The organism is Streptococcus oralis ATCC 49296, assembly GCF_000185265.1.
Taxonomy (GTDB): domain Bacteria; phylum Bacillota; class Bacilli; order Lactobacillales; family Streptococcaceae; genus Streptococcus; species Streptococcus oralis_BC.
In genome coordinates this window covers 1,040,939-1,056,003 of the sequence record NZ_GL622183.1, presented here as the reverse complement: position 1 = coordinate 1,056,003, position 15,065 = coordinate 1,040,939, and the positions used below count along the sequence as shown (strand labels likewise).

At 43.0% G+C, this 15,065-nt stretch carries 13 protein-coding genes; 4 read left to right on the top strand and 9 right to left on the bottom strand.

Annotated elements, in window-relative coordinates; genetic code table 11:
- Positions 1 to 14: 14 nt before the first annotated feature.
- The 9 genes from pepV to recJ form a co-directional block, all read right to left on the bottom strand.
- Positions 15 to 1,415 carry a dipeptidase PepV gene (pepV, locus tag HMPREF8578_RS07300; protein ID WP_000125068.1) on the bottom strand — a complete coding sequence of 467 codons (1,401 nt, stop codon included), beginning with the start codon at positions 1,413 to 1,415 and terminating at the stop codon, positions 15 to 17.
- A 12-nt stretch (positions 1,416 to 1,427) separates the two neighbouring features.
- A complete protein-coding gene (locus HMPREF8578_RS07295; RefSeq protein ID WP_000670144.1) occupies positions 1,428 to 2,033 on the bottom strand; it encodes a nitroreductase family protein in 606 nt (201 codons plus the stop codon).
- A gap of 174 nt (positions 2,034 to 2,207) precedes the next feature.
- Entirely contained in the window at positions 2,208 to 3,062 is an 855-nt protein-coding gene (locus tag HMPREF8578_RS07290; RefSeq protein ID WP_000680853.1) for a metallophosphoesterase family protein, read from the bottom strand.
- Entirely contained in the window at positions 3,052 to 4,899 is a 1,848-nt protein-coding gene (uvrC, locus tag HMPREF8578_RS07285) for an excinuclease ABC subunit UvrC (protein WP_001061176.1), read from the bottom strand. The genes HMPREF8578_RS07290 and uvrC overlap by 11 nt, the downstream gene beginning before the upstream one ends.
- Before the next feature lie 101 nt (positions 4,900 to 5,000).
- Positions 5,001 to 5,702, bottom strand: a complete 702-nt coding sequence (locus HMPREF8578_RS07280; protein ID WP_000498554.1) for a M57 family metalloprotease — start codon at positions 5,700 to 5,702, stop codon at positions 5,001 to 5,003.
- 104 nt (positions 5,703 to 5,806) lie between these two features.
- Entirely contained in the window at positions 5,807 to 6,586 is a 780-nt protein-coding gene (locus HMPREF8578_RS07275; RefSeq protein WP_000290057.1) for an alpha/beta hydrolase, read from the bottom strand.
- A 68-nt stretch (positions 6,587 to 6,654) separates the two neighbouring features.
- Positions 6,655 to 8,316 carry a ribonuclease J gene (locus tag HMPREF8578_RS07270; protein WP_000065609.1) on the bottom strand — a complete coding sequence of 554 codons (1,662 nt, stop codon included), beginning with the start codon at positions 8,314 to 8,316 and terminating at the stop codon, positions 6,655 to 6,657.
- Positions 8,317 to 8,816: 500 nt separating this feature from the next.
- Positions 8,817 to 9,464: a COG3942 and LysM peptidoglycan-binding domain-containing protein gene (locus tag HMPREF8578_RS07265; RefSeq protein ID WP_000754474.1), complete on the bottom strand. Its 648-nt coding sequence runs from the start codon at positions 9,462 to 9,464 to the stop codon at positions 8,817 to 8,819.
- A gap of 284 nt (positions 9,465 to 9,748) precedes the next feature.
- Entirely contained in the window at positions 9,749 to 11,965 is a 2,217-nt protein-coding gene (gene recJ / locus HMPREF8578_RS07260; protein ID WP_025168826.1) for a single-stranded-DNA-specific exonuclease RecJ, read from the bottom strand.
- Between the two features lie 177 nt (positions 11,966 to 12,142).
- Between recJ and HMPREF8578_RS07255 the strand changes: the two genes are divergently transcribed.
- The 4 genes from HMPREF8578_RS07255 to HMPREF8578_RS07240 are packed head-to-tail and all read left to right on the top strand — an operon-like array spanning position 12,143 to position 15,065.
- Positions 12,143 to 12,901 (top strand): amino acid ABC transporter ATP-binding protein, encoded by a 759-nt coding sequence (locus HMPREF8578_RS07255; RefSeq protein WP_001229588.1) that lies wholly within the window; start codon positions 12,143 to 12,145, stop codon positions 12,899 to 12,901.
- Between the two features lie 10 nt (positions 12,902 to 12,911).
- Positions 12,912 to 13,706 carry a transporter substrate-binding domain-containing protein gene (locus HMPREF8578_RS07250; RefSeq protein ID WP_000726187.1) on the top strand — a complete coding sequence of 265 codons (795 nt, stop codon included), beginning with the start codon at positions 12,912 to 12,914 and terminating at the stop codon, positions 13,704 to 13,706.
- A 12-nt stretch (positions 13,707 to 13,718) separates the two neighbouring features.
- Positions 13,719 to 14,396 (top strand): amino acid ABC transporter permease, encoded by a 678-nt coding sequence (locus tag HMPREF8578_RS07245; RefSeq protein WP_000131150.1) that lies wholly within the window; start codon positions 13,719 to 13,721, stop codon positions 14,394 to 14,396.
- A 9-nt stretch (positions 14,397 to 14,405) separates the two neighbouring features.
- A complete protein-coding gene (locus HMPREF8578_RS07240; protein ID WP_000443893.1) occupies positions 14,406 to 15,065 on the top strand; it encodes an amino acid ABC transporter permease in 660 nt (219 codons plus the stop codon).

Sequence of the window (15,065 nt, the reverse complement as noted above, 5' to 3'; positions counted from 1 at the left end):
AGACTTCTATCGTTTTATTTGATCAATTCATAAATAGCTTCTGCATAAATTGCTGCTGCTCGGAAGAGATCGTCCAAGGCGATAAATTCGTTGGCTTGGTGCATGGTATCGATTGAGTCCGGGAACATAGCACCGTAGGCAACTCCACGTTCCAGCAAGCGACCAAAGGTACCACCACCGATGACTTGCTCGTGACCTTTAAGACCAGTTTGTTTTTCATAGACATTCAACAAGGTTTGCACAAGCGGATCTTCCATTGGCACATAGTGAGGGGTGTGACCGTGTTCGGAAAGGCTAACAGAAGCAACTGGCAAGTTTTCAAGGATTGACTTGATTTGCTCTGGGCTTGTTCCTTTTGGATAACGGAAGTTAAGAGCAATCGTATTGTCAGCACTTGTTTCATCAAAGCGGAAGACACCCGCATTCATAGAAAGGGAACCCATCTTTTCATCCACATGAGCAACCTTGAGATTTTCACCCTCATGGTCATTCAAGAGAATCTTACCAGCGATGTCGAGGTAGTCTTTGGCTGGTCCAGCAAAGTCAAATTGGCTGAGGAAGAGGGCCAGGTAGGTCGCACCATTGACACCTGAAGCTGGCATAGCACCATGAGCTGATTTACCAATGATTGTCACCTTGTATTTGCCAGATTCTTTTTTGATTTCTCCTCTGAGTTTGTGTTCTGCAACAAAGGCATCTAGTTTAGCTTGCAAGTCAGCCAAGTCACCTGAAACAACTGCTGTTGCTGATTCAGGTACCATGTTTTCACGCAAACCACCTGTGAAGCTGTGAAGACGAGCAGTACCTGCATTTTCACCTGCAAAATGAAGGTATTCTGTGATATTTCCTTTTTCACCATTGATGATTGGGAATTCAGCATCTGGTGAGAATCCAAAGTTTGGTTTTTCAAGTCCTACATGTTCAAAGTAGTAGTCCATATCTGCCCAGCCTGATTCTTCGTCCGTTCCGACAATAAAACGAACTTTCTTAGAAGTTGGAAGACCCAATTCTTTGATGATTTTCAAACCATAGTAACAAGCAGTTGTAGGCCCCTTGTCATCTGAAGCTCCACGCGCATAAAGACGACCGTCTTTGATAGTTGGTGTGTAAGGGTCCGTGTCCCAACCGCTACCAGCTGGCACCACGTCCATGTGAGCAAAGATTCCGAGAACTTCTTCTCCTTCACCAAACTCAAAATGTCCTGCGTAGTTATCAACATTTTTAGTTGGATAGCCATCACGGTCTGCGATTTCAAGGAATTTTTCCAATGCTTTTACTGGGCCAGGTCCAAATGGATGTTGCGCATCTACCTTGCTGTCGTCACGTTCTGAGTTGATTTCCAAAAGGCTAAACAAGTCAGCCAAGAGGTCTTCTTTGCGTTTTTCTACTTCTGCTGTAAAATCAATTGCTGTCATTTTTTCTTCCTTCTATCTTTTCTCGATGATTTCATCTACTGGCAAGCGGTAGCTTGGTTCTAATTTCTCGTCTGTGTAACCTACAGTAATCAAAAGCTCAGGACGGAAGCGTTCTTCAATTTCCAAGACTTCGTTGGCTTTTGATTTGTCAAAACCAAGAATAATATTAGAACCTATTCCCTGGTCTGTAAGAGCAAGAACCAAGTTCATGGCAACCAAACCTGCATTGAGTGCTAGGTAGTCGCTGACCTGTTGCTCACTGTAACGTGCAAATTCAGCAGGCAGATTCTTCATAAAATATTGAAGTTGCTCTTCTGAGAAATTCTTTGCACCACCAACTCGGGCAATCTTGCGGGCACGTTTGGCAAGATCTGTATCTGTAAACAAGGCAATGGTTACAGGTGCTGATGATACCTGTTCAAAGTTCAAACCATAAGCCAATTTTGCCAATTCAGCATTTTTCTGACGAACCACCACAAACTTCCATGGTTGGCTATTGTGGGCACTTGGAGCCAAAGTCGCGATTTCGATAGCTGTACGAACATCTTTTGGATCCACAGGCTTGTCAATAAAATGCTTGGTCGCATGACGTTTTTTATTTAATTCAAGAAATTTCATAATCGATTTCCTTTTCTAATTCTACTGCATCCATTCTACCATATTTTGAAAGAGCTTGCAGGGATTTTTCATTGAAAGAAATTGGAACACGGATGAAGCCCTGGATTTAAACTTATCATTAAAATCAGATTTTTCCTCATCCAGTTCCAACTAATTTTCAGGGGGTTTAAGAAACTAGTCTACCTTATATTCTGACTTTATAGCCACCAAAAATTTCTTCACATCCTCTACATACCCATGCTTTTCAATTAAACTAGCTAAGAGTTCCAGATTGTGCCCCCGATAGTTGTCATCTCGACGTAGTTCTTCATACATTTCGATAAAGGGAAGCCTCTTGGACTTGGCCAATTCTAACTCAGCCTCATAATCATAAGCGACTTTACGAAATTGGATATTGAGTAATTCCCCATCTTCAACTTCTATCACGGCATACTGGGCACGGTGATTTTTTAATGCCTTCCAATCAAAATAGGGCATACCAATTGAACCTGGATTGATGATTTGTTGCCCTTGACTGCCATAACGAAGCAACTGCTTGTGAATATGACCATAGACCGCTACGTCAACTTCATCATCTAGGAGTTGGTCAAATTTCTCTGTATCATTCTCAACTAGCAAGTCACCACCATAGTTCTTATTTGGCAAATTATGAGAAAGAGAAAAGCGCAGTCCGTCAACTTCTTTCTTTTCTAGCATAGGTAAGTTTCGTAGCCAGACAATCGTTTCAGGATCCATTCGCTCCATCAAAAACTGGGTCAATCGCATGAGCTGGACTTCCTGTGGATCTTCTAAGCCATATTGCCCATCTAAAGCCTCTAAGACACAATCATCCCAATTGCCTCGAACACTTGCCGTGATAGGAAGATTCTTTATCAGAGCGACCAGGTCATTTGCACCTGGACCAGGGAGGAAAATGTCTCCCATGAGCCAATATTCACTGGCTCCTTGAGTTTTGGCATCTGCAATCACCGCTTCTAGCGCCGTTGCATTGCCATGAATGTCTGATAAAATTGCGATTTTATGTTTCATTGTGGTTTCCTTCCGTTTGGTAATCTACTTGTTCTTCCGCAACTCGAGCCAACTCAACTTCTTCCTGCGGATTCAACTTTCTCTGAACAGCTTCTGCGACTGCTCTTGGCACTCCAACTTCGACAATCTCATCCACACTAGCTTCCTTGATTTTGATTAGAGACTTGAAATGCTTCATGAGATTTTGCTTGCGTTTAGGTCCCAGACCGTCAATTCCATCCAATTGAGATGAGAAAGAATTTTTGGAGCGCAGTTGGCGGTGGAAGGTGATGGCAAAGCGGTGGACCTCATCTTGGATGCGTTGGAGGAGGAAAAATTCCTGAGAATTGCGAGATAACCCCACTACTTCAAGCGGATCTCCAAAGAGCAATTCATGGGTTTGGTGCTTGTCATTCTTTTGCAGCCCAGCAATTGGAATATCCAAGCCCAGTTCATCTTGGATGACCTGTTTGGCGATATTGACTTGACCTTGCCCTCCATCAATGACAATCAAATCTGGCGGAGTCAAAGCCTCACGTTGAACTCGGCCATAGCGTCTGCGAATGACTTCTCTCATACTGGCATAGTCGTCTGCTCCAACGACAGTCTTAATTTTATACTTACGGTAATCCTTCTTACTCGGTTTGCCGTTGACAAATACAACCATGGCTGAAACAGGACTAGTTCCCATGATATTGGAGTTATCGAAGGATTCGATACGGACTGGAGTCGGGATTTGGAGTAAGCGTCCCAGATTTTCAATAGCCCCTTGAGTCTTTTCAACTGATTTTTCTAGCAGATTGAACTTCTGCTCTAGGCTGACACGAGCATTCTTTATAGCTAGATTGACCAACTGTTTTTTCTCTCCACGCTGGGGTTTGAGAATCTTAGTATCCACCAAGGCTTTGACAGCTTCTTCATCGATATCCTGCGGAATCAGAACCTCATTGGGAACCAGGTGAGATTTTTCTTGATAGAATTGTCCTACATAAGTCAAGAAGTCCTCATCCGGATCATTGTAGTAAGGGAAGAGATTGACATCGCGCTCGATGAGCTTGCCCTGACGCACAAAGAAAACCTGAACACACATCCAGCCCTTATCCACATAGTAGCCAAAGACATCGCGATTTTGGAGATCCTTAGCCATAACCCGTTGCTTGGTCCGAAGTGTTCCAATAGCCTGAATCAGGTCACGGTATTCCGCCGCACGTTCAAATTCCATACTTTGAGCCGCCTTTGCCATCTTCCCCTTGAGGTCATCGATGATTTTGTCATCCTGTCCTTTTAGGAAATCAGAAACCTCCTGAGCCATGGACTTGAAATAAGCCTCATCTTTCTGACAGATGGTGTGGGCCATACACTGGCCGATATGGTAATAAAAACAAACCTTAGACGGCGGATTGGTGCACTTGCGAAAAGGAAAAATCCGATCCAGTAGTCGCTTGATTTCATTGGCTGCCCCCACATCTGGATAAGGGCCAAAATAAAGACCTCCGTCCTTTTTGACCTGACGGGTGATAATCAATCGAGGATAACGCTCATTGGTGATTTTGATGAAGGGATAAGACTTATCATCCTTGAGCATGATATTGTACTTGGGCTGATTTTCCTTGATAAGGTTGATTTCTAGGAGAAGCGCTTCGATATTGGACTCAGTAACGATAAATTCAAAATCCACAATCTCAGATACCAGAGCTTCCGTCTTGGTATCGTGACTGCCACGGAAATAGGAGCGGACGCGGTTGCGCAGATTTTTAGCCTTTCCTACATAGATAATGGTGCCATTTTTATCCTTGTGAATGTAACAACCAGGGCTGGTCGGCAAGAGCTCTAGTTTTGATTTGATCAAGTTATTCATAGTTCCATTATAACAAAAAGGCCGTGACAGGACGAACAAAAAGCCCCACCAATCACTTGATGGAGGAGCTTTGATTTCTTTTTAGATTGCACTGACTTCATCTAGTCGCTACTGGTATAGAGTTCTTGAACAGCCTTCACATCCTGAGGCTGAATCCCATAATAGGAACCTGCTGGCTGCATGACAGAAGTTTCGTTGGTATGATCCAATCCGATGGCATGCCCCAGCTCGTGCTCCGCCGTGTGCACGATTCGGTCATAAGAATAACCATAGTTTGGATTGGATAGATAATAGTGATTCAGGCGAACCGTTACAGATATAAATTGTTTGGTTAACAAATTGGTTTGACTCTCGGCTTGACCAGCTACAGCGGTCGATCCATCATTCATCTCACTTGCCACAATATCTGCCTGGCTAGGATCCGCAACCACCTCAAAGGTAAAGGCTCCCGTTTGATTCCAGTTTTTTATAGCTTCTGCATAGGCACCTTGGAAGGTCTCATCCATTTGAGGCTCAATATAGATGCGAGCTGAGGCCTGAGCCCACTTGCCTTCTGCATGTTGGTGACTGTCTGTCTGAGACAAGACTTCCAGCGTTCCCGTCTCCTTCCATTGATTCCAGCCACCTTGACCAATCTTACTCATTTTTTCAACCTGATTGACCGCAGAATGAAAATCACCTGTCAGATACCAAACCACTCCAAAGGCAATGAGCAGTAGAATGACCACAGTCCAAACCAGACGCCAGAAGAAACGCCAAATTCCCAAAAGAAATCGGAAAAATAATCGAATAATCCAGAACATGACGCTCCACCTTTCATAAAAATAAGAACCTATCTTGAAATCACGTTCTCCTTGATCAAGATAGATTCTCTATTTTACTGAAGAAAGCTGAAAGAAACCTAAAACTAAGATAAGCGCTCTTCCAAAACAAAGTCAATTGGTAGAGTAGCTAAAAAACGTTCCAATTGTTTTTCCCAGTAGTACCACTCGTGCTTACCTGGACTGTGACTATAGGTTACCTCAAAACCAAGCTTTTTGAGGTTCTTCACTGCGAGATTATTGGCAGAGTAGAGATAGTCTTGTTCCCCACACCAAGCCCATAGTTTGGTCTTTTTATCGGATTTTGCAGCCATGCTTTCAAGCGAATGAGGACTAGCTGTCCAGTCTTTAATCTCTCCAAAAACTCCTCTCCAGTAGGCAAGCGATCCCAGATCCTGACTTTCAGGAGAAAATTCCTGAAAACTAAGCGCACCAGAAAAACTAGCCGCATGGGAAAAACGATTGGTTGCGAGAGCTAGTTTGAAGGAACCATATCCACCCATGGATAGGCCTGCTATGAAAGTTTTTTCTCGCTTGCTGGTCATATTGGGGAAGAAACGTTTCATTACCTGAGGTAACTCTTCTGCTAGAGCTGTATAGTAGTTATAGCCATACTGAGTATCTGTGTACCAGCCATTGCTAGTATTGGGCATGATAACAATGAGATTGGTCCCACGCAACAAGCGCTCGACATTGGTACGTTTGAGCCAGCTATTTTGGTTTCCTGACATTCCGTGCAAAAGATAAAGAACAGGAATATCTGTGCAATCTGGTTCAGTCACCCGACTAGCATCTGGATAGAGCACGGTAACGCCCCACTCCATATCCAAAACTTTTGAGTAATACTCAATATTCATAACTGCCATGGTTGTCTCCTTTTACTATTCTATAAGAAAAAGCCGAATTTCGACTTTTTCTGTAGGTATTCTGCTTATTATTTTGCTTCCATCACGACTGGCAAGATTGCTGGACGACGCTTGGTTTGATCAAAGAGGTACTTGGTCAGATTGTCACGAACCTTGCCTTTGAGATCTGCCCAATCAAAGTCGTCACCTTGGAGATACTCTTCTACCGTTTGGTTAATCAATTCTGAACTTTCACGGAGAATATCACGACTCTTCTTGAGATAAACAAATCCACGCGTGTGAACACGGGCCTTGGCCACAATTTTCTTCTCACGACGGTTGACTGTGATTGCGACGATGAAAATACCATCCTCTGACAAGACCTTACGGTCACGAAGGACGACATTTCCAACATCCCCGATGGCATTTCCGTCAATCAAGACATCACCTGCAGAAACAGCTCCAGCTGGGACAAAGTCCCCATGTTCATAAGACATGGTCGTTCCCTTTTTAGGGATGAAGATACGCTCTGGCAACATCCCAACTGCCATAGCAGCCTTGGCATGCGCATCCAACTCACGGTACTCCCCTTGGATAGGGAAGAGGTAATTTGGTTGCAAAAGATTGATCATCAACTGCAAATCACGCGCATTCCCGTGTCCGGATACTCGCAAGCTTTGGGTAATGAGTTTCACCACACCACCAGCTTGGTAGATCATGTTTTCAACACGCGCCATGACGGCTTCTTTGGCGATAGATGGAGTCGTTACGATATAAACCAAGTCCCCATCTTTGATTTCCACATAGCGGTGGCGTCCAATGGACATCTTACGAAGTCCATTGATAGGTTCACCCATACGGCCCGTCTCAAGGATAATCAACTCATGGTCTTCAAAACGAGACATTTCTTTAGGTTTAATCAAGAGACTTTCATTAGCTAGAGATAATTTTTTGAGACGAATCGCTGTACGGACGATATTTTCAATATCAAATCCAGTCAAAACAACTCGGCGACCTGTATCTGCAGCAGCATCAAAAACCTGCTGGATACGAGAGAGGTTGCTGGCAACTGCGGCAACAATGATACGACCTTCCCAGTCTGCAATGGTCTGGGTAATTTCGTCTCCAACTTCACTCTCACTCGCCACTTGGATATTGCTATCTGCATTGGCTGAATCACTGAGGAGCGCCAAGACACCATCACGACCAATCTCGGCCAAGCGAGCAAAATCCGTCGCATAGGATTCACTAGCAGTCTGGTCAAACTTGAAGTCCCCTGTGTAAACAATGCTACCTTCAGCTGTTTTCAGGACTATTCCCAAACTTTCTGGGATAGAGTGAGTTGTACGGAAGAAGGAAACCACCGTTCCCCCAAAGTCAATCTCCGTATCCTCATCAATCACATGGAAGTCATTGAATTTCTTAACCGTATCATTTCCTTTAACAAAGAGTTTTGCTAACTCGATGGTCAACTCAGAGCCAAACACAGGCACCTTAGCCTCTGCCAAAAGGTAAGGTAGGGCACCAATAGCATCCGCATGTCCGTGGGTCAAGAAGACCCCAGCGATACGATCGCTATTTTCAAAAAGGTAGTCCATATTTGGAATGACGACATCGACCCCTAGTTGTTCATTTTCAGGGTATTTAAGCCCTGCATCCAAAACAAAAATAGAACCATCGATTTCAGCGATGTACATATTTTTCCCATTTTCTCGTACACCACCTAGTGTTGTTAAACTAATATTACTCATTTTTCCTCCGAAACTTCATTTATCTTGATTATAGGGTGAATTTACCCTTTTATTCTAAAAGTTCTAAAACTTTCAGCCGAATCTTTTCCTACCATTATACCATTTTTTTGATTATTTTCAAAACGAAGATAGGTTTTTAACTAGAGATTAGTCACTACTGTGAATCAAATCTTTTTACTTTGACTTCTCTTTTAGAGGCTTCAACGAAGATAATGGAACGATTGTACCATAAAAAATATGGATTTCTTAATCAATTTGATTTCAGATACCTTTCTCGAACCCTAAATTTCTCTTTTAGTTCAAAAAAACTTGCTTTTACCTCTCGACTTGAGAACTATTTTCTACAAAGACATGGTTTATCTACATTCAAAAGCGAGATTTTCCTGTTCGCTACAGAATCTAAAAATTTTTCAGCAATTATCCACCAAGATGGAGCTTAACGATAGGAAATTTCTTCAAAAAGAAAAAAGACTTAGAAATTCTAAATCTTTTTATCATCTTTAGTTTGGATAGATATAAGTGACGTTTCCTAAAAATTCGTGTGGATTAAAGAAGCCACGATAATTTGCAATCTGCTTTTGACGTCTGTAGTTTGCTTCCAATACCTGGATAGAGTTTTCACTTTGAACATCTGTTACATAAGCAACGTGTCCATATTCACCACCGTCCCAAACGGCGATTGCTCCTACTACTGGAACACTTCCTGTCTTATAGCCTTGAGCACTCGCGTAGATTGCCCACGTGTTAGCATTTCCCCACCAGTTGCTAGCCCAAGGCGCCAATTCTTTCACGCCCCATGTACACTGACCAACAGGATAAGAGTTTCCATAGTTTGTAGGAGTCTTTTCGACAACATCCTCTGTATCTGATACCACATTCGCAGTACTAGCTGGAGCACTGTAGGCAGAGCTAGCCTGAGCGGAACCACTCACTTCCAATACATCGCCTGGGTGGATAGTGTCAAAGATAGTTTTTCCATTCAAAGCTGCCAACTCATGCGGATCCATGCCGTTTGCAGTTGCAATGGCATAAAATGAATCACCATCTTGGACAACGTAAGAGTTCGCATGAACAGTTTGAGCCCCAACTGTAGCTAAAATAGCCGTAGAAGTCAAACCAAGAGTCAGTTTCGTAACTGTTTTTTTCATAACTAGGTTCCCCTTATATTTTCTTGATAAGAAAATCATACTTGATTTACATGTCAGTTCGTTTAGAGTTATATTTTAGTCATGTTACAAAAATTTATACTTTTACTACATAAGGTTTAAAAGCAGACATCGTATAAAGTGATAGAAGAGAATAAAAATGAATCATTCCCCTAATCTTTACATCAGTAAACCACTCAAAAGACCGTCTTCTCAACCACTCCCACACCAAGCATTTATCCGACAAAAAGAGACCGAGATAGGTCATCTCAGTCCCTTTCTATCTATTACTCCATTAAAAAATCATAAATTTCTTGCACTGTCCCCAGCGCCATCATTTCTTGGTCTTTAACGGTCTGTTTGAGATTTTGGTAAATCTGACTTTCAGCAATTTCCCTTTTCGGCGCTTCTTTATTGACTGTCATGACACCATCTTTGATCGTTACAAAGCCAAGTTCCTCAAATACTTGAATCATCTTGACCAGCAAGATTTGTTGGATATTGAGATAAGTCGCCAAATCTTTGAGCTTGTAGCGAATATCAAACTCCGGGAACTGGTAAATAGTCTTGTACAATTTTGCAAACTGCTCTCTGGTCCCATAACCTGTTAGATAGTAGGCCTTGTCAATGTCGTTCTTGAAGTATACCGCAGAGAAATGTTGTTCCTGAAAAATGGTCTTCAGCAAGGTAATATCTTCCGGAATATTTTTCACAACAACCGCCTCACTATTCGCTAAATCTGGCACCTCTCCAGAGAAATCCAAGACTGGAATTCCCTCTGGCAAGACTGCATTCTTCCCACGAATGTTAAAGAGTTGAACACCTTCCACACGAGCATCCACCATCATCAACTGGAGGGCAGTTTGGCCATTCCATTGATTGACAGACAAGGTGACTGCTAATTCTAAGTTTTTGGTTTGAGAAAATTCTGTTGCCCATCTACCTTGTCCAAAGGCAACCACTTCAAAACTCGCCTCACCCTTGGAAATTTTTAGTTTGAGGTGGGCATTGCCTGCTCCCATGGTACGAGCACTTTCGACATGAAAATCCTTGATATAAAAGACAGGTTTTTGATTGTCCATTCCAAAGGGTGCCAAGCGTTCAAAACTTTTAACCGTTTCTAAACTAAGAGTCTCCAAATCCAACTCTTCATCTAGATTTAACTTATTCTTACCACTAGCATCTGCACCTTTTTCACGGACATAGTCTTCCAAAACCTGAGATAAATCTGAAAGTTTCTCCACTTCCAGCGTCATTCCTGCTGCACCAGCATGGCCACCAAAGGCGATAAAGAGGTCTCGATGAGGATCCAGAGCTTCAAAAATATCGACTGCTTCCACACTACGAGCGCTACCCTTGGCACGACCATCTTCTATATTAAGAACAATAACTGTCTGCCCTAGTTCTTCCAACAAACGACCAGCAACGATACCCAGAACGCCAGGATTCCAGCCTTCCTTGGCCAAGACCTGGACCATCTTCTCAGGATCCACCATGGTCTTAGCTTCTTCATAAATTGACTGAACGATTTCCTTGCGCTCTTCGTTTTTCTGGTGAATCATGAGGGCAATCTCATGCGCTTCCTCGTCGTCAAACCCAGTCAACAAATCAATAGCTGGATTAGGATCATCCAAACGCCCCAAGGCATTTAAACGAGGGGCAATCTGAAAGCCAACCGTTTCTTCTGTCACTTCATTCGCAGCAATCCCAGCCATGTCTAGCATTTCTTGCAGACCGATGCGCTGAGTATGTCCCAACATTTCCAGACCATATTGAACCAAAATGCGATTCTCATCCGTCAAGCTCACCATATCGGCAATAGTTCCGATGGCTACCAAATCGAGTAGCTCCACTTGCACTTCTTCTAAAAGAGCGCAAGCCAGCTTGAAAGCCACTCCGCATCCGGCCAACTGTTTGAAAGGATAGTCCGCATCTGGATGCTCAGGGTGAACAATCGCATAGGCATCAGGAAGGGTTTCAGGCATGGAATGGTGGTCAGTCACAATGACGTCCACTCCCATAGACTGGGCCAATTCAATGGCTTCGTGACCTGCAACCCCATTATCCACTGTCACAATCAAGGAAATACCCTCTTGCTCGATAAAGTATTTATAAACACTGGCATTGGGACCATAGCCATCGGTAAAACGATTTGGCAAATAAACACGGCACTCGGCGCCAAGCTGTTCTAAACTTTCCTTCACAATCGAAGCTGAAGTCATACCATCCGCATCGTAGTCTCCATAGATGAGAATGTTTTCCCCTTCTTCAATGGCCTGACGAATCCGTTCCACTGCCTTGTCCATATCATGGAGCAGATAGGGGTCATGTAAATCCTCTAAAGAAGGTTCTAAAAACTTCTTTAGACTTTCTTCATCCTGAATCCCTCTTTCAAATAATAACCGAGCCACCTCAGGACCCAGTCCAGCCTTCTTGGCTATCTTTGTAAAATCCGCATCTTCAACCTGCGGGGCAAACTGCCATTCATAAGTAGGAGTTATCAAAAAAACATCCACTCTTTCTAAGAATTCTATCGTTTCATTATAACATGATTTAGGCATTTTCTCTATCCAGATTGCTTTTTTATAAAATTTTAGTGAATTTTTTTCAGATATGATTTGACAAGAACATTCTTTTGGTGTAGAATCATGTTATAAAATCTAACACAAAGGAGATCTCTCATGGCTTTAGTAGAATTTAAAAACGTCGAAAAATATTACGGAGACTATCACGCACTCCGCGACATCAATCTCCGTTTTGAAAAAGGACAAGTTGTTGTCCTGCTTGGACCTTCTGGTTCTGGGAAGTCCACTCTTATCCGTACGATCAATGGTTTGGAGGCTGTTGACAAAGGAAGTCTCCTAGTCAATGGACACCAAGTAGCAGGTGCTAGCCAGAAAGATCTGGTTCCTCTTCGTAAGGAAGTCGGCATGGTTTTTCAACATTTTAACCTTTATCCACACAAAACAGTGTTAGAAAACGTGACACTTGCGCCCATTAAAGTTCTAGGAATTGATAAAAAAGAAGCTGAAAAAACAGCCCAAAAATATCTGGAATTTGTAAATATGTGGGACAAGAAAGATTCCTATCCAGCAATGCTATCTGGTGGTCAAAAACAGAGAATCGCCATTGCTCGTGGTCTTGCCATGCATCCGGAGCTCCTCCTCTTTGATGAGCCAACATCTGCTCTTGACCCTGAAACCATCGGAGATGTTCTAGCAGTTATGCAAAAACTGGCGCATGATGGGATGAACATGATCATCGTTACCCACGAAATGGGCTTTGCCCGTGAAGTTGCGGACCGCATTATCTTTATGGCTGACGGGGAAGTTTTAGTAGATACGACAGATGTCGACGGCTTTTTCGACAATCCAAGCGAGCCACGTGCCCAACAATTCCTCAGCAAAATTATCAACCACGAAAGTGATAAAGTCAAATAAGGAGGCGCCTATGAAAAAGAAATTCTTTTTATCCGCATTATTAATTAGCCTTTTCAGCCTTGCTGCTGCCAAACCAGTCCAGGCCGATACTAGCGTCGCAGACATTCAAAAAAGAGGCGAACTAGTTGTTGGTGTCAAACAAGACGTTCCTAATTTTGGCTACAAAGATCCCAAGACAGGGACCTATTCTGGTATCGAAACGGACCTGGCCAAGATGATTGCAGATGAACTCAAGGTCAAGATTCGCTACGTTCCTGTTACCGCTCAAACCCGCGGTCCACTATTAGACAATGAACAGGTCGACATGGATATCGCAACCTTCACCATCACAGACGAGCGTAAAAAATTATACAACTTCACAAGTCCCTACTACACGGACGCTTCTGGATTTTTGGTCAACAAATCTGCCAATATCAAAAGCATTGAAGACCTAAACGGTAAAACGATCGGAGTTGCTCAAGGTTCCATCACCCAACGCCTGATTACTGAACTAGGGAAAAAGAAAGGTCTAACCTTTAAATTCGTCGAACTTGGTTCCTACCCAGAATTGATTACTTCCCTTCACGCTCACCGTATTGATGCCTTTTCCGTGGACCGCTCGATCCTGTCAGGCTACATTAGTAAACGGACAGAACTACTAGATGATAGTTTCAAGCCATCTGACTACGGTATCGTCACCAAGAAATCAAACACCGAGCTCAACGACTATCTTGATACCTTGGTCACTAAATGGAGCAAGAATGGTAGTTTACAGAAACTCTATGACCGTTACAAGCTCAAACCATCTAGCCATACAGCAGATTAAGGAGGACACCCCATGACAGATTTATCATCTTGGACAGCCTATTTTCAGGATTTTGGACAATTTTTTAATGGTTTCCTCTTCACTCTTGCCCTAGCAATTGGATCCTTTATCCTAGCCATGGTCTTAGGAATCATCTTTGGAGTCCTATCAACTAGCAAACATCAAATTTTAAGAATTTTGGCTCGTATCTTTGTCGAATTTTACCAAAATACTCCCCTCTTGGTGCAGTTTGTCATCGTCTTCTATGGTTTGCCTCTTATCAGTGACCATACCATCATGATTCCGATTTATTGGACTGCTGTACTTTGTGTGGGACTCTATCACGGTGCCTATATCGCTGAGGTTATTCGTTCAGGGATTCAGTCTATTCCTAGCGGTCAGATGGAGGCCGCCTTGTCGCAAGGTTTTACCTATATCAGTGCCATGCGCTTGATTATCTTGCCTCAGGCTTTCCGCATCATTCTCCCACCTTTGACCAATCAAATCGTTAACCTCATCAAGAACACCTCTACAGTTGCCATTATCTCTGGAGTGGACTTGATGTTTGTGACTAAGTCTTGGTCGGCTCTCAACGGAAACTATATCCCAGCCTTTTTAGGTGCTGCTCTTCTCTACTTTGCCCTATGCTTCCCTGTTGCCCAGTTTGGTCGCAAGATGGAGCAAGCCAACAAAAAAGCCTATTCACTTTAGGAGGTTACTATGGAATCTATTTTAGAAGTTTTGACCCCAGATAACCTAGTCTTTATCTTTAAAGGATTTGGCTTGACCCTCTACATTTCTCTGATTGCTATCGTCCTCTCGACCCTTATCGGAACAGTACTAGCCGTCATGAGAAATGGGAAAAATCCTGTCTTACGGATCATCTCCAGCATTTATATCGAGTTTGTACGTAACGTTCCCAACCTTCTCTGGATTTTCACTATCTTTTTGGTGTTCAAGATGAAGTCCACACCAGCAGGTATTACTGCCTTTACTCTTTTTACCTCAGCAGCCCTAGCTGAGATTATCCGAGGCGGTCTCAATGCCGTGGACAAGGGCCAGTACGAAGCAGGAATGTCACAAGGATTCACCTCTACGCAAATCCTCTACTACATCATTCTCCCACAAGCGATCCGTAAAATGCTGCCAGCCATCATTTCTCAGTTTGTAACCGTGATTAAGGATACCAGCCTTCTCTACTCTGTTATCGCTCTACAAGAACTCTTTGGCGCTAGCCAAATTCTCATGGGACGCTATTTCGAACCAGAGCAGGTCTTCAGTCTGTATATCCTGATTGCCTTGATTTACTTTATCTTTAACTTTGCTATTTCTAGCTTGTCTCATATGCTAGCAAAACGTTGGCAACAAGCCGCAGAATAA

Coding starts and splice junctions, on each gene's coding strand:
- HMPREF8578_RS07280 (WP_000498554.1), bottom strand. CDS start 5,702: ATGTTCTGGATTATTCGATTATTTTTCCGATTTCTTTTGGGAATTTGG.
- HMPREF8578_RS07265 (WP_000754474.1), bottom strand. CDS start 9,464: ATGAAAAAAACAGTTACGAAACTGACTCTTGGTTTGACTTCTACGGCT.
- HMPREF8578_RS07290 (WP_000680853.1), bottom strand. CDS start 3,062: ATGAAACATAAAATCGCAATTTTATCAGACATTCATGGCAATGCAACG.
- pepV (WP_000125068.1), bottom strand. CDS start 1,415: ATGACAGCAATTGATTTTACAGCAGAAGTAGAAAAACGCAAAGAAGAC.
- HMPREF8578_RS07275 (WP_000290057.1), bottom strand. CDS start 6,586: ATGGCAGTTATGAATATTGAGTATTACTCAAAAGTTTTGGATATGGAG.
- HMPREF8578_RS07245 (WP_000131150.1), top strand. CDS start 13,719: ATGACAGATTTATCATCTTGGACAGCCTATTTTCAGGATTTTGGACAA.
- HMPREF8578_RS07270 (WP_000065609.1), bottom strand. CDS start 8,316: ATGAGTAATATTAGTTTAACAACACTAGGTGGTGTACGAGAAAATGGG.
- uvrC (WP_001061176.1), bottom strand. CDS start 4,899: ATGAATAACTTGATCAAATCAAAACTAGAGCTCTTGCCGACCAGCCCT.
- HMPREF8578_RS07295 (WP_000670144.1), bottom strand. CDS start 2,033: ATGAAATTTCTTGAATTAAATAAAAAACGTCATGCGACCAAGCATTTT.
- HMPREF8578_RS07255 (WP_001229588.1), top strand. CDS start 12,143: ATGGCTTTAGTAGAATTTAAAAACGTCGAAAAATATTACGGAGACTAT.
- HMPREF8578_RS07240 (WP_000443893.1), top strand. CDS start 14,406: ATGGAATCTATTTTAGAAGTTTTGACCCCAGATAACCTAGTCTTTATC.
- HMPREF8578_RS07250 (WP_000726187.1), top strand. CDS start 12,912: ATGAAAAAGAAATTCTTTTTATCCGCATTATTAATTAGCCTTTTCAGC.